This window comes from Streptomyces sp. WM6372 (assembly GCF_001279655.1).
In the GTDB taxonomy this organism is placed as follows: domain Bacteria; phylum Actinomycetota; class Actinomycetes; order Streptomycetales; family Streptomycetaceae; genus Streptomyces.
Genome location: NZ_LGDB01000185.1, coordinates 38,892 through 52,639, shown reverse-complemented (window position 1 = coordinate 52,639; position 13,748 = coordinate 38,892). Strand labels below are relative to the sequence as shown.

The following is a 13,748-nucleotide window of genomic DNA, read 5'->3' as shown; positions in this document are numbered from 1 at the left end:
GCGGTCCCTTCTGCGCGGTGCGCGGTGCGTGCGCCCGGCAGGGGTACGACGGGGCATGGCTGCCCGATCAACCCCCCACCCGGCACGGCGCGTCGTCCGGTCAGGTCTGCCCGGAACGCGGGCTCCCGTCCCGGCCGTTCCGTACGGGTGCATCCTCGCACCTGTCACTGACAACACGCCCGGCACCCGCCAACAAATGATCTTGAATGATCACACCCTTGCGCGTGTCGCGTACACGCCCGGGCGCGGAGCCCGGCCGAAAGTGGAGCAAGGCCGGGGAAAATCGCCCCCGGCATACCCCCCAAACGTCACCCTTCGTACAAATGTGCGGCAACCAACCTCCGCCACCCCGCGTCTTCCCCCGCGACACCCCCTAGAGTGGGCCGGAAAAACGAACCACAAACGAACCACAGCAGGACGACAGCAGGGAGCGCGAGACGTGCGGCCAGTCGGCAGCAAGTACCTGCTCGAGGAGCCGCTCGGACGCGGCGCCACGGGCACCGTCTGGCGTGCCCGCCAGCGGGAGACCGCCGGCGCGGAGGCAGCCGTCGCCGGGCAGCCCGGCGAGACCGTGGCCATCAAGGTCCTCAAGGAGGAGCTGGCCCAGGACGCGGACATCGTCATGCGCTTCCTGCGCGAGCGCTCGGTCCTGCTGCGCCTGACGCACCCCAACATCGTGCGCACCCGGGACCTCGTCGTCGAGGGCGACCTGCTCGCCCTCGTCATGGACCTGATCGACGGCCCGGACCTGCACAAGTACATCCGGCAGAACGGCCCCTTCACGCCGGTCGCCGCGAGCCTGCTGACCGCCCAGATCGCGGACGCGCTCGCCGCCAGCCACGCCGACGGCGTGGTCCACCGCGACCTGAAGCCCGCCAACGTCCTGCTCGACGAGCGCGGCGGCCAGATGAAGCCGATGCTCACCGACTTCGGCATCGCCCGCCTCGCCGACTCCCCGGGCCTGACGCGCACGCACGAGTTCGTCGGCACCCCCGCCTACGTGGCCCCCGAGTCCGCCGAGGGCCGCCCGCAGACCTCCGCCGTCGACATCTACGGCGCCGGCATCCTGCTGTACGAACTGGTCACCGGCCGCCCGCCGTTCGCCGGCGGCACCGCCCTCGAAGTCCTCCACCGCCACCTCAGCGAGGACCCGCAGCGGCCGCCGAACGTGCCCGAGCCGCTCTGGATCGTCATCGAGCGCTGCCTGCGCAAGGAGCCGAACGAACGCCCCAGCGCCGAGAACCTGGCCCGCGGACTGCGCGTGGTCGCCTCCGGCATCGGCGTGCACAGCGCCCCCTCCGAGGTGGAGGCCGCCCTCGGCGTCGGCGCGCTGCTCGCCCCCGACCCCTCGCCGGCGCCCGTCCCCGAGACCCCGGGCGGCGCCGCCGACCCGACCCAGATGCTGCCCGGCCGCGCCGCCGCGGCGTCGCCGATGGGCGCGTACGACCCGAACGGCATGACCAGCGTGCTCCCGCCGGTCGGCGCGGCCGACGCCACCTCGGTGCTGCCCAGCACGGGCGGCCCGGGCGGCCCCGGCGCGGACCCGACCTCGGTCATGCCCCCGGTGCAGCAGCCGGACGCGCCGCACCCGTGGCAGTCGCAGATGCGGGCCGCGCGCGACCGCAACGAGCAGACGCAGATGCAGTACCTCGACCCGGGCGAGGACCCCCTGCGCCGGCGTCCGCAGCGGCAGGCGCCCCCGCCCCCGCAGCAGCGGCCCCAGCAGCCCCCGCAGTACCGCCAGTCCCCGCCGCCGCCCCAGCAGTACCAGCAGCAGCCCCAGTACCAGCAGCCCCCGCAGCAGCCGTACTACCAGCAGCAGCCGCCGCCCCAGCAGTACCAGCAGCCGCAGCAGGCTCCGTACCAGCAGCAGCCCCAGCGGCAGCCCCAGCCCCAGCGGCAGGCGCCCCCGCAGCAGCAGCCCCCGCAGGCCCCGCCGCCGCGCGCCCCCCGGGAGCCGCGCGAGCCGCGGCCCCGCAGCGCCAACCCGGTCAAGATCCCGGGCCTGGGCTGCCTCAAGGGCTGCCTGGTCCTGATCCTGCTGTTCGTGGTGGCGGGCTGGCTCGTCTGGGAGCTCACCCCGCTCCAGGAGTGGGTCGGCACCGGCAAGGGCTGGTGGGACCAGCTGTGGACCTGGGGTTCCGACGTCGTCGACTGGGTCTCCGCGATCGGCGACTCCACGGGCGGCGGCGGCTCGGGCGGCGGCACGCCCTGAACCAGGGCCCCGTAGCGCCGACTTCGGGGACCGGTCCGCGGCCCCGTTCGTAGACTGGGTTGTGGATTTGTCGACTTCTGGGACGTGATTTCGCCCCCAGAAGTGAAGGTCGCCGTGTTCCGGGGCGTTCAACCCCCATCCGGCCGCGTAGCTTTGGTGCGTACGCCAGCCGCTGAGGGAGCAGTCGTGGCACGGAAGATCGGCAGCCGGTACACCGCGCACCAGATCCTGGGGCGCGGCAGCGCGGGCACGGTGTGGCTGGGCGAGGGGCCTGACGGGCCCGTCGCCGTCAAACTGCTGCGCGAGGACCTCGCGTCCGACCAGGAGCTGGTCGGACGCTTCGTCCAGGAGCGCAGCGCGCTGCTCGGCCTGGACCACCCGCACATCGTCTCCGTCCGCGACCTCGTCGTCGACGGCAACGACCTGGCCCTGGTCATGGACCTCGTACGCGGTACGGACCTGCGCACGCGCCTCGACCGGGAGCGGCGGCTCGCCCCCGAGGCGGCCGTGGCGATCGTCGCGGACGTCGCGGACGCGCTGGCGGCCGCGCACGCGGCGGGGGTCGTGCACCGGGACGTGAAGCCGGAGAACGTCCTGCTGGACATGCAGGGGCCGCTCGGACCCGGAGGCTCGCATCCGGCGCTGCTGACCGACTTCGGCGTGGCCAAGCTGATCGACTCGCCGCGGCGGGCGTCCGGGGCGCCGGGCGCGCGGGCCTCGGCCCCGACGACCCGGATCATCGGCACGCCGGACTACCTGGCTCCGGAGATCGTCGAGGGGCTGCCGCCGCGGGCGGCGGTGGACATATACGCCCTGGCCACCGTGTTGTACGAGCTGCTGGCGGGTTTCACGCCGTTCGGCGGCGGCCACCCGGGCGCGGTGCTGCGGCGGCACGTGACGGAGACCGTGGTCCCGCTCCCCGGGATCCCGGACGAGCTGTGGCAGCTGATCGTGCAGTGCCTGGCGAAGGCGCCGGCCTCACGGCTGCGGGCTTCGGAGCTCTCGGCCCGGCTGCGGGACCTGCTCCCGCTCCTGGCCGGGATGCCGCCGCTGGACGTGGACGAGCCGTACGAACCGGACCCGGATCCGGAGCCGGCGGAGTCCGTCTCGGAGGCCGATCCGGTCCGGCGGCGGGGCGTGGTCCCGCTGGTGCCGGGTTCCGCGACGGACTCGAACCGGGACACGCACACCTCGATGCGGGTTCCGGGACCGGACGAGCTGGCCGGGGGCGCACTGGGCACGGCCCGGGTGCCGCGCCCTGCGGGCGGCCACCGGCCGGGGTCGGCCCGCCACCGGGCGGAGACGGCCCGCAAGCGGCGGCTCGCCCTGACGGCGGGGGCCGTGGTGCTGGCCGCCGCACTGGGCGTGGGTACCTGGCTGGCCGCCTCCGGCGACGAGCCGCCGCCCCAGGACACGAAGCACTCGACCCCGTCGAAGCCGAAGCCGTAGCCGAAGGCCGTAGCCGTACCCGGCCCGCAGCCGTACCCGGTCCGCCGCGCGGGGCCGGGTCTCCTACCCGCCCTTCGCCCGTTCCCCGGAGCTCCGTCCCCCGGACCCCGTGCCGGTGCGGGGGCGGGCCCCCGCACCCCGGCCGGGGTTACGCCTCGACCAGTTCCGGGTGCCAGCGGCGGGCCACCGCCGGGTGGGCCCGGGTCCAGCCCTTGAGCTCGTTGCGGCCGTACTCCGCGTGCAGCGGGTTCGACGCGTCGTGCGCGACCCCCGGCGCGGACCGCAGGTACTCGCCCGGCACCGTCTCGATCACCGCGTCCAGCCGCGGGTTGTAGAAGAACGGCACCGAGTACCGCTCCACCGCCCCCGGCGGGCTGACCACCCGGTGGTCCGTGGCCACCAGGTACCCCTCCGTCGCGATCTCCAGCAGCTCGCCCAGGTTGACCACGAAGGCCCCCGGCAGCGGCGGGATGTCCAGGAACCCGTCCCCCTGCCGTACCTGGAGCCCGCCCACCCCGTCCTGCAGCAGCAGCGTCAGGAACCCGTAGTCCTTGTGCGCCCCGACCCCCTGGTCGGCTCCGGACGGTGCGGATCCCGGGTAGCGGATCAGCTTCGTGTGCAGGTGCGGCCGGTCCGCGAACGCCTCGTCGAAGAAGTCGGACGGCGCTCCGATCGAGGTCAGCAGCTCCCGCAGCAGCCGGTGGGCCACCGCCGCCAGCCGGGCCTGCCACTCCAGTACCACCGGCCGCAGCTCCGGCAGGGCCTCCGGCCACTGGTTCGGGCCCTCCAGCCACAGGTACGCCGGGTCGCCCGGCCCCAGTGCGGGCGCCGGGCGCTCGGCGCCCACGTCCAGCTGGTCGCGCCAGTCGGAGGCGCCGCCGGTCAGCTCGTGGCCGATGCGGGTGTACCCGCGGAAGTGCGGTGAGTTCAGATTGCTCACCGCGAGCCGGTCGGCCTCCGGCAGGGCGAAGAAGGCCCTGGTCAGTTCGAGGATCCGGGCGGTCTCCGCCTCGGTGATCCCGTGCCCGGTGAGGTACAGGAAGCCCGTGTCCCGGGCCACGGCGTGCAGCTTCTTGAGGAAGTCGCCCCGCTGGGCCGGGTCGTCGGCCTGGGACAGGTCGATGACGGGAAGGGCGGGAACCGCGGGATCGGCAGAAAGATCGTTGTGCGCGGACGGCATGACTGCTCCGTTTCGGATGTCACGGGGTCCTGTTCCCCAGAGGTGTCGGGGCAGCGGATGGGGAGGGCCGCCGGCAGGGATGGCGCCGGAGCCGCTTGGGCCGCGTACAGGACCAAGTCGGATCGGGGTGGATCAGGCTTGGGGATGGTCCGGCGGCAGACAGCTCGTCGTCGTGACACGCATGTGGTCCACATGGCGGCGCTTGACGAGGAGCAGAGTCATACCGTGAGCGTACGCCCGTTCGTCCACTCATCAGAACGGGTGATCCGGCCTGCCCGGACAGTGCCGCCCGCGGACCGGCTACGCTGGACCCGTGGCAGTCGTCGATGTTTCCGAAGAGCTGAAGTCCCTCTCCTCGACCATGGGGTCGATCGAGGCCGTCCTGGACCTCGACAAGCTGAGGGCAGAAATCGCCGTGCTCGAGGAGCAGGCCGCCGCGCCGTCCCTGTGGGACGACCCGGAGGCCGCTCAGAAGATCACGAGCAAGCTTTCGCACCTCCAGGCCGAGGTCCGCAAGACCGAGACCCTGCGCGGGCGCATCGACGACCTCGCGGTGCTGTTCGACCTCGCCCAGGAGATGGACGACGCGGACACCCTCGTGGAGGCGGAGGCCGAGCTGGTCTCCGTGCGCAAGGCGCTGGACGAGATGGAGGTCCGCACCCTGCTCTCCGGCGAGTACGCCGAGCGCGAGGCGCTGGTCAACATCCGCGCCGAGGCCGGCGGCGTGGACGCCTCCGACTTCGCCGAGCGCCTCCAGCGCATGTACCTGCGCTGGGCCGAGCGCCACGGCTACCCCACCGAGATCTACGAGACCTCGTACGCGGAAGAGGCCGGCATCAAGTCGACCACCTTCGTCGTCAAGGCCCCGTACGCCTACGGCACGCTCTCGGTCGAGCAGGGCACCCACCGCCTCGTGCGCATCTCGCCCTTCGACAACCAGGGCCGCCGCCAGACCTCCTTCGCGGGCGTCGAGGTGCTGCCGGTCGTCGAGACCAGCGACCACGTCGAGATCGACGAGGCCGAGCTGCGCGTCGACGTGTACCGCGCCTCCGGCCCCGGTGGCCAGGGCGTCAACACGACCGACTCGGCCGTGCGCATCACGCACCTGCCGACCGGCATCGTCGTCTCCTGCCAGAACGAGCGCTCGCAGATCCAGAACAAGGCCAGCGCGATGAACGTGCTCCAGGCCAAGCTGCTGGAGCGGCGCCGCCAGGAGGAGAAGGACAAGATGGACGCCCTCAAGGACGGCGGAAGCTCCTGGGGCAACCAGATGCGCTCCTACGTCCTGCACCCGTACCAGATGGTCAAGGACCTGCGGACGGAGTTCGAGGTCGGCAACCCGCAGGCGGTGCTCGACGGCGAGATCGACGGCTTCCTGGAGGCCGGCATCCGCTGGCGCAAGCAGCAGGAGCAGACCGCGTAAGCACGCCACCGCGTGAGCGCGCCACCGCGTGAGCGCGCCACCGCGTGAGCGCGCCACCGCGTGAGCGCGCGCATTGACGCAGGAAGGGCCCGGACACCTGAGGTGTCCGGGCCCTTCCTTTGCCTGCTGTCTTGGTTTCCGTCTCGCGTCGATGATCGGGACGCGGCGGGGAGCTACACCGTCTGCTGGGCCACCAGGGCCAGAGCCGCGACGAGGACCACCAGGAGCACGATGAGCGTCAGGGGGTTCAGGCCGCCGAAGGGGCCTTCCTGCTGCTGGAGGCGCTCCCGGTTCGCCCGGCACACCGGGCAGCGGCCCTGGCTGACGGGCGCGGCGCAGTTCGCGCACACGAGCCGGTCATACGTCATGCGCTCTCCTCCTCTCGTCCCCTGGAACAACGAACACAATGAACAACGCCTGAAGGAACGACTGCGTTCCCCTACCACTGTGCCAGCTCTGGCGACATTCGGCGCGGCCCGTCCGGGCAATCACGGTCGGTCCGGGACGATCCCCTCCCGGACCAGGGGATATATCGGGCAACTCCGGACGCCGGGCCCCCACCCCCCGCCCGTTCGCGTATGGTCACGCACACCGACTCCGCACACCTACTCCCGGCGACCGTGGTGCACCCGTGATCCGATTCGACAACGTCTCCAAGTCCTACCCGAAGCAGAACCGCCCCGCACTCAGAGATGTCTCCCTGGAGATCGCGAAGGGCGAGTTCGTCTTCCTGGTCGGCTCCTCCGGCTCCGGCAAGTCCACCTTCCTGCGGCTGGTGCTGCGCGAGGAACGGGCGAGCCACGGCCAGGTCCACGTCCTCGGCAAGGACCTCGCCAAGCTCTCCAACTGGAAGGTCCCGCAGATGCGGCGCCAGCTGGGGACCGTGTTCCAGGACTTCCGCCTGCTCCCCAACAAGACGGTGGCCGAAAACGTCGCCTTCGCCCAGGAGGTCATCGGCAAGCCGAGGGGCGAGATCCGCAAGGCCGTCCCGCAGGTCCTGGAGCTCGTGGGCCTCGGTGGCAAGGAGGACCGCATGCCCGGCGAGCTCTCCGGCGGTGAGCAGCAGCGCGTGGCCATCGCCCGTGCCTTCGTCAACCGGCCGGCCCTCCTCATCGCGGACGAGCCCACCGGCAACCTCGACCCGCAGACCTCGGTCGGCATCATGAAGCTGCTGGACCGGATCAACCGGACCGGCACCACCGTGATCATGGCCACGCACGACCAGCAGATCGTGGACCAGATGCGCAAGCGCGTCATCGAACTCGAACAGGGCCGACTCGTGCGCGACCAGTCGCGCGGCGTCTACGGCTACCAGCACTGAAAGGCCCTTGAGACGTCATGCGCGCCCAGTTCGTCATGTCGGAGATCGGCGTCGGCCTCCGCCGCAATCTCACCATGACCTTCGCGGTCATCATCTCCGTGGCCCTGTCGCTGGCCCTGTTCGGCGGCTCCCTGCTCATGCGCGACCAGGTGAGCAAGATGAAGGGCTACTGGTACGACAAGGTCAACGTCTCGATCTACCTCTGCAACAAGAGCGACGCGGAGGACAACGGCGAGAGCGGGAGCAAGGCCTGCGCCAAGGGCGCGGTCACTCCCGAGCAGAAGCAGCAGATCGAGACCGACCTGAAGAAGATGGACCTCGTCGAGACGGTCCACTACGAGTCCTCCGACGAGGCCTACAAGCACTACAAGGAGCGCTTCGGGCACACCGCGCTCGCCTCGGTGATCACTCCGGACCAGATGCCCGACTCCTTCCGGGTGAAGCTCAAGCAGCCCGAGAAGTACAAGGTCATCACGACCGCCTTCGCGGGCCGCGACGGCGTCCAGTCGGTCGCCGACCAGCACACCGAGCTCGACAACCTGTTCACGATGCTCGGCTATCTCAACGTGGCCGCCCTCGTCATCATGTTGATCATGCTGATCGTGGCCCTGCTGCTGATCGTCAACACCGTGCGCGTCTCCGCCTTCAGCCGGCGGCGGGAGACGGGGATCATGCGGCTCGTGGGCGCCTCCAGCTTCTACATCCAGGTGCCGTTCATCATGGAGGCCGCTTTCGCGGGTCTCGTCGGCGCCGTCCTGGCCTGCGTGATGCTCGGCGCAGGCCAGTACTTCGTCATCGACCACGGCGCCTCGCTGCGGGCGAAGATGGAGCTGATCAACTTCATCGGCTGGGACTCCGTGTTGACGAAGCTGCCGTTGGTGCTGGTCATCGGGGTGCTGATGCCCTCGCTGGCCGCCTTCATCGCATTGCGCAAGTACCTGAAGGTGTGACAAGCGCCCCGTGTGAGGTCCGCCCAACCCGCCGTTCCTCCACGGGGCTTGTCCTAGACTCGGCGCCATGCCGGGACTGCCCGCCTTCTGTCTCCGGCCCCGCGACCTGCGTCGCGGGGCCGCTTTGACGTTGGCCTTCGTCGCGGCCGTGGGCGCCGCGGCGGGCACCGGCTGCTGGGACCGCGCGGACGCCGTCAGCGCCGCGGGCGGCGCCTTAACGGCCGCCGGTACGCAGAACCCCGCGGCCGCGCCCGGGCCCGAGGCCCCCCGGGACACCGGAACCGCCGACCGCGAGGCCGTCGCCCGCGCCGCGGCCGAGGCCGCCGCCGAGGGCAAGTCCGGCAAGAAGGCCGCCCAGGAGGTGGTCAGCCGCAGCGGCGACCGCTGGGGCATGGTCTACGACCAGGGCGAGTACGCGGCCTTCACCGACGACCTCGACGGCCGCTGGACCGGCGTCGGGCTCTGGATCGAGAGCCGCCGGGACGACCGCATCGCCGTCGAGAAGGTCCAGCCCGGCAGCCCCGCCGCCCGCTCCGGCCTGCGCGCCGGGGACCGGCTGCTGAGCGTCGACGGCCACGCCGTCACCGGCCTGCGCGTCTGCGACGTGGTCGCCCTGCTGCGCGGAGACGCCGGCACCCCGGTCGTCCTGCACCTCACCCGGGACGGCGCCGACCTCACCGAGACCCTGCGCCGCGAGCAGCTGCACACCGAGCCCGTGACCGTACGGCAGCTCCCGGGCGGGATCACCGTCATCAAGGTCGCCTCCTTCAGCCGCGGCTCGGGCGAACAGGTCCGGGCCGCCGTCCGCGCGGCCCCGCCCGGCGCCGGCTTCATGCTCGACCTGCGGGGCAACCCGGGCGGCCTGGTCACCGAGGCCGTGACGGCCGCCTCGGCGTTCCTGGACGGCGGACTGGTGGCCACGTACGACGTACGGGGGGCCCAGCGCTCCCTGTACGCGAGCCCGGGCGGGGACACCGCGAGGCCCCTGGTGGCGCTGGTCGACGGCGGCACGATGAGCGCGGCCGAGCTGGTGACGGGCGCCCTCCAGGACCGCGGCCGCGCGGTGGCGGTGGGCACGAGGACCTTCGGCAAGGGCTCGGTGCAGATGCCGACGCCGCTCCCGGACGGCTCGGTCGCGGAGCTGACGGTGGGTACGTACCGCACCCCGGCGGGCCGCAGCCTCGACGGCAGCGGCATCACCCCGGACCTGGCGGCGGGCGACGGGGTCGAGGAACGGGCCCGCACGGTATTGGGTGGCCTCGGGGTGGGTCCGTAGTGCGAAAATGACCGCACTATGGCTAAGGAAACAGGGCGCAAGCTGATCGCCCAGAACAAGAAGGCGCGGCACGACTACACGATCATCGACACCTACGAGTGCGGCCTCGTGCTCACGGGCACCGAGGTCAAGTCCCTGCGCCAGGGCCGTGCCTCGCTGGTGGACGGCTTCGTGTCGGTGGAGAGCGGCGAGGCCTGGCTCTACAACGTGCACGTGCCGGAGTACAGCCAGGGCACCTGGACCAACCACAGCGCCCGCCGCAAGCGCAAGCTCCTCCTGCACCGCGAGGAGATCGACAAGCTGGACTCGAAGACCGGCGAGACGGGCAACACGATCGTGCCGCTCTCGCTGTACTTCAAGGACGGCCGGGCGAAGGTCGAGATCGCGCTGGCGAAGGGCAAGAAGGAGTACGACAAGCGCCAGGCCCTGCGCGAGAAGCAGGACACGCGCGAGACGAACCGGGTGATCTCGGCCGTGAAGCGCAAGGAGCGCGGTCAGCTGTAATCTCCTGGCATCCCGTGGTCCACTTCGCGTACCATGGCGTCAGCACCCGCCGCTTGCGGTGGGCGCAGCTTGAAAAAACAACATGGGGATGATCGGTTTCGACAGCGGATGTCGATGCAGGGGAAGCGAGCCGAGGAAGCGGCAATGATCTCGCTAACCACATGTCGCAAAAAATAATCGCCAACTCCAAGAGCGATAACTCCCGCTTCACCCTCGCTGCCTAATAACAGTGAGCTGAAGCCTCTGTGAGGAGCGTCAGCCCGGAAGTGGTCCCGGTCCGGATCCTGGCGTCAATTAGGGATCTAAACCTCTAGCCCCGGTCACGGGGGTTGGAGGGAAACCAAACAGTGACTGAGCCCGTCGGAGACTTGTCCGTGTGATCTCCGGGGCCGAGAAAAGCGCAGCGGACTGCGCTCGGAGAAGCCCTGCTTCTGCACCGTTGGACGCGGGTTCGATTCCCGCCATCTCCACTCATCCCATGTGGGCGAAGGCCCCGCAGCCGCCAGGCTGCGGGGCCTTCGTCATGCCCGGGTCCCGGCATCAGTAGTGGTACCGGGCCTTGAGCACCTTCACTTCCTTGTCGTCCGCCCGGTACACGAGGCGGTGTTCGTCGTCGATGCGGCGAGACCAGTAGCCGGACAGTTCGCCTTTCAGCGGTTCGGGCTTACCGATCCCGGCGAACGGGTCGCGCTGGATCTCGCCGATCAAGCGGGTGATCCGACGGGCCATCTTCCGGTCGGAGGAGAGCCGGAACAGGAAGTCCTCCCAGGCGGCCGGATCGAAGTGGACGCTCCTCACTCCTCCCCTCCGGCCAACTGCCTCAGCTCGTCCATGCTCTTGGCGACCGATGAGGCGCCCTCGCGGTCGCGCGCGACGGCTTCCATCAGCCGCTGGGCGTTGGCGGGGGAGCGCAGCAGGTAGACGGTCTCCTGCCACGAGTCGTAGTCGTCGGCGGACATGAGAACGGCGTCACCGTTCTTGGAGGTGATCCGCACCGGGTCGTGGTCGGTGTTGACGCGTTCGATCAGGGGGAACAGGGTCGCCCTGGCTTCACTGGCACTTATGGACACGGTCCGCTCCTCCGGTTGTGGTACGAGTTCACGGTACCTGAGTCGTACCGGAAAGTCGTACCGTCGGGAGGATCGACAGGGCCAGGAGGGCCGCGGCGGTCGGGAGGGCGTAGGGGGTGGTGGGGCCCAGGTGGTCGATCAGGGTGCCCGCCGTGGCCGAGCCCAGGGCTATGCCCGCCAGGATGGCCGTCACCGCCAGGGTCATCGACTCGTTGAGGCGGCCCTCGGGGGCGAGGGCGTGGACGCGGGACATCGCCGTGACCATCGTCGGGGCCGTGGCCATGCCCGCCAGGAGGAGGGCGCCGGCCAGCAGGGGGAGGGAGCCCGTGGCCGCCGCCGCCCAGGGGAGGGCCATCGCCGCGGTCAGGGTGATCAGGCAGGTCCGCAGGGACCGCGGGCGCAGGGTGCCGTAGAGCAGGCCGGCCGCGCAGGAGCCCGCCGCCTGAAGGGCCAGGACCAGGCCGGTGGCGGCGCCCAGGCCGCGGGCGCCGAGGTGGGCGATCGACGTCACCTCCATCGAGCCGAACAGCAGGCCCAGGGGGAGGAACAGCGCCAGCAGCGGCATCAGCCCGCGCAGCGGGGCGCGGGCGCCGCCGGGCCGCGTCGGCGGCGGTTCCGTGGCGCGTTGCGACGTGAAGACCAGCATCCCCGTCAGCAGCAGGGCGGCCGCCGTGAGGGTGCCCGCCTCCGGGAAGGCGGCCGAGCAGAGGAACGCCGCCACCACCGGGCCGAGCATGTAGCAGAGCTCGTCGGCGGCCTGCTCGAACGACATCGCCGTGTGGTGCGCGGCGGGGGAGTCGCGCAGCAGGTGGGTCCAGCGGGCCCGGGACATGCCGCCGATGTTGGGGGTGGTCGCGGTGGCGGCGTACGAGGCGAACAGGGTCCAGGCGGGGGCGTGCGCACGGACGGAGGCGACCAGCGCCACCGAGCCGAGCACCGCGATCAGTGTCGCGGGGACGGCGATCCGGGCCTGGCCGTACCGGTCGACCAGGCGGGCGGTCCACGGCGCGACCAGTGCGGTGGCGGCCAGCCCGGTGGCGGTGACCGCACCGGCGAGGGCGTACGAGCCGCGCTGGCCGGCGATCATCATGACCGCGCTGATGCCGAACATGCCCATGGGCAGGCGCGCCAGCAGGTTCCCGGCCGTGAAGGCCCGGGTCCCGGGACGGGAGAAGAGGCGGGCGTACGGGCCCTGCGGGCGGGGTCGGGGGGGGTGCGGTGCGGGGGCGATCACGAGCGTGGAGCCCGTCACGGTCATCAGCGGCGGCATGATCCAAGGCTCCGCCGCGGGGTGCGGCGGCGTCCAACACCTGTTCCGGAGCCATTCACCCGCTTCCGTTGTTAGTCTCCCCGGGTGATACCCCGTGATGTGGAACCCCGGCTGCTGCGCGGGTTCGTCGCCGTGGCCGAGGAACTGCACTTCACCCGCGCCGCCGCCCGCCTGTACGTCGCCCAGCAGGCGCTGAGCCGCGACGTGCGGCGGCTCGAAACCGTGCTGGGCGCGGTGCTGTTCGTACGGACGACCCGCGCCGTCGAGCTGACCGCCGACGGGGAGCGGCTGCTGCCCCTGGCCCGGCGGGTGCTGGCCGCGCACGAGGCGCTCGCCGCCGCCTTCGCCTCCGCGAGCCCCCGGGCGCTGCTCGTCGACCTCAACACCGACGGGCCGAGCACCGCCCGCACCGTGCTGGAGCGGGCCCGCGAACTCGCCCCGGACTGCGAGCTGATGGCCCGCTTCGAGAGCGGGCTGACGTACGCCGCCGCGGAGGTAGCCGCCGGCCGCCTCGACGTGTCCTTCGGCTACGCCCACGGGCTGGACCCGGCGCTGCGGGCCCGCCTCGCGCACCGGCCCGTACGGTACGAGCCGCTCGCGGTGCTGCTGCCCGAGGGGCATCCGCTGGCCGCGCGGGCCGACGTACCGCTGGACGCGCTGGCCGGGGAGAGCGTGTACGCGGGGGCCGGCAATCCGCGCACCCTGGAGTGGACCGGGCTCGCCCGCGAGCTGCTGGAGGGCCGCGGGATCGCGCTCGCGCCGCCCGCGCCCGTGGCCATCGGGAAGGACGAGTTCAGCCGGGTCATGGCCAAGACGCGCAACCCGGTCCTGGTGACCGTGGACTTCCTCGACCTGCCCGGGTCCGTGAAGCGGCCGCTGGTCGACCCGGTGCCGCTGTCCCCGCTGTCGATGGTGTGGCGCAAGGGTTTCAGCCACCCCGGCCTTGACGCGCTGCACCAGGCCGCGGCCGCCCTCGCCGCCGGGCACGGCTGGTTCGACGTGCCCCCGGCGAGCTGGCGCCCCGCCGCGCTCACAGGCGGCCCCGGCGCCGGGTGAGTGCAAGGTTTCCCACCGGTCATCCGGCGGGGAC

The 13,748-nt window shown here is 71.8% G+C and carries 13 protein-coding genes and 1 other RNA gene; 9 read left to right on the top strand and 5 right to left on the bottom strand.

Annotated features, from left to right (window positions below; all coding sequences use genetic code 11):
* Window positions 1-439 precede the first annotated feature (439 nt).
* Entirely contained in the window at window positions 440-2,215 is a 1,776-nt protein-coding gene (locus ADK52_RS19140; RefSeq protein WP_053691052.1) for a serine/threonine-protein kinase, read from the top strand.
* A gap of 186 nt (window positions 2,216-2,401) precedes the next feature.
* On the top strand, window positions 2,402-3,664 hold the full coding sequence (locus tag ADK52_RS19135) for a serine/threonine-protein kinase (RefSeq protein ID WP_053691051.1): 1,263 nt from the start codon (window positions 2,402-2,404) through the stop codon (window positions 3,662-3,664).
* Window positions 3,665-3,812: 148 nt separating this feature from the next.
* Here the strand turns inward: ADK52_RS19135 and ADK52_RS19130 are convergent, their stop codons facing one another.
* Entirely contained in the window at window positions 3,813-4,844 is a 1,032-nt protein-coding gene (locus tag ADK52_RS19130; protein WP_053691050.1) for an isopenicillin N synthase family dioxygenase, read from the bottom strand.
* 313 nt (window positions 4,845-5,157) lie between these two features.
* Between ADK52_RS19130 and prfB the strand changes: the two genes are divergently transcribed.
* Window positions 5,158-6,267: a peptide chain release factor 2 gene (prfB, locus tag ADK52_RS19125; protein WP_053691049.1), complete on the top strand. Its 1,110-nt coding sequence runs from the start codon at window positions 5,158-5,160 to the stop codon at window positions 6,265-6,267.
* A 173-nt stretch (window positions 6,268-6,440) separates the two neighbouring features.
* On the opposite strand, the gene ADK52_RS19120 is transcribed toward prfB, so the two are convergent.
* Window positions 6,441-6,635, bottom strand: coding sequence for a hypothetical protein (locus ADK52_RS19120; protein ID WP_053691048.1), 195 nt, complete (start codon window positions 6,633-6,635; stop codon window positions 6,441-6,443).
* 263 nt (window positions 6,636-6,898) lie between these two features.
* On the opposite strand from ADK52_RS19120, the gene ftsE reads away from it, so the two are divergent.
* From ftsE to ssrA, 5 genes are all read left to right on the top strand, one after another.
* Entirely contained in the window at window positions 6,899-7,588 is a 690-nt protein-coding gene (gene ftsE, locus ADK52_RS19115; RefSeq protein ID WP_048476194.1) for a cell division ATP-binding protein FtsE, read from the top strand.
* Window positions 7,589-7,605: 17 nt separating this feature from the next.
* Window positions 7,606-8,538, top strand: coding sequence for a permease-like cell division protein FtsX (gene ftsX, locus ADK52_RS19110; protein WP_053691047.1), 933 nt, complete (start codon window positions 7,606-7,608; stop codon window positions 8,536-8,538).
* A gap of 67 nt (window positions 8,539-8,605) precedes the next feature.
* On the top strand, window positions 8,606-9,814 hold the full coding sequence (locus tag ADK52_RS19105; RefSeq protein ID WP_053691046.1) for a S41 family peptidase: 1,209 nt from the start codon (window positions 8,606-8,608) through the stop codon (window positions 9,812-9,814).
* A gap of 18 nt (window positions 9,815-9,832) precedes the next feature.
* Window positions 9,833-10,318, top strand: a complete 486-nt coding sequence (gene smpB / locus ADK52_RS19100; RefSeq protein ID WP_030866646.1) for an SsrA-binding protein SmpB — start codon at window positions 9,833-9,835, stop codon at window positions 10,316-10,318.
* Between the two features lie 84 nt (window positions 10,319-10,402).
* Window positions 10,403-10,791, top strand: a transfer-messenger RNA (tmRNA) gene (gene ssrA, locus ADK52_RS39300).
* A gap of 67 nt (window positions 10,792-10,858) precedes the next feature.
* Here ssrA and ADK52_RS19095 read toward each other — a convergent pair.
* The 3 genes from ADK52_RS19095 to ADK52_RS19085 are packed head-to-tail and all read right to left on the bottom strand — an operon-like array spanning window position 10,859 to window position 12,658.
* Window positions 10,859-11,116, bottom strand: coding sequence for a Txe/YoeB family addiction module toxin (locus ADK52_RS19095; RefSeq protein ID WP_053691045.1), 258 nt, complete (start codon window positions 11,114-11,116; stop codon window positions 10,859-10,861).
* Window positions 11,113-11,388, bottom strand: coding sequence for a type II toxin-antitoxin system Phd/YefM family antitoxin (locus tag ADK52_RS19090; protein WP_053691044.1), 276 nt, complete (start codon window positions 11,386-11,388; stop codon window positions 11,113-11,115). Before ADK52_RS19090 ends, ADK52_RS19095 begins: the two co-directional genes overlap by 4 nt.
* A gap of 28 nt (window positions 11,389-11,416) precedes the next feature.
* A complete protein-coding gene (locus ADK52_RS19085; RefSeq protein ID WP_063783891.1) occupies window positions 11,417-12,658 on the bottom strand; it encodes an MFS transporter in 1,242 nt (413 codons plus the stop codon).
* Between the two features lie 84 nt (window positions 12,659-12,742).
* Here ADK52_RS19085 and ADK52_RS19080 point away from each other — a divergent pair, with 84 nt between their 5' ends.
* Window positions 12,743-13,714 (top strand): LysR family transcriptional regulator, encoded by a 972-nt coding sequence (locus ADK52_RS19080; RefSeq protein WP_053691043.1) that lies wholly within the window; start codon window positions 12,743-12,745, stop codon window positions 13,712-13,714.
* Window positions 13,715-13,748: the final 34 nt, after the last annotated feature.

Excerpts from the sequence above, each read along its gene's own strand:
- ADK52_RS19130 (WP_053691050.1), bottom strand. The coding sequence starts at position 4,844 with ATGCCGTCCGCGCACAACGATCTTTCTGCCGATCCCGCGGTTCCCGCC.
- ADK52_RS19120 (WP_053691048.1), bottom strand. The coding sequence starts at position 6,635 with ATGACGTATGACCGGCTCGTGTGCGCGAACTGCGCCGCGCCCGTCAGC.
- ftsX (WP_053691047.1), top strand. The coding sequence starts at position 7,606 with ATGCGCGCCCAGTTCGTCATGTCGGAGATCGGCGTCGGCCTCCGCCGC.
- smpB (WP_030866646.1), top strand. The coding sequence starts at position 9,833 with ATGGCTAAGGAAACAGGGCGCAAGCTGATCGCCCAGAACAAGAAGGCG.
- ADK52_RS19085 (WP_063783891.1), bottom strand. The coding sequence starts at position 12,658 with ATGCCGCCGCTGATGACCGTGACGGGCTCCACGCTCGTGATCGCCCCC.
- ADK52_RS19105 (WP_053691046.1), top strand. The coding sequence starts at position 8,606 with ATGCCGGGACTGCCCGCCTTCTGTCTCCGGCCCCGCGACCTGCGTCGC.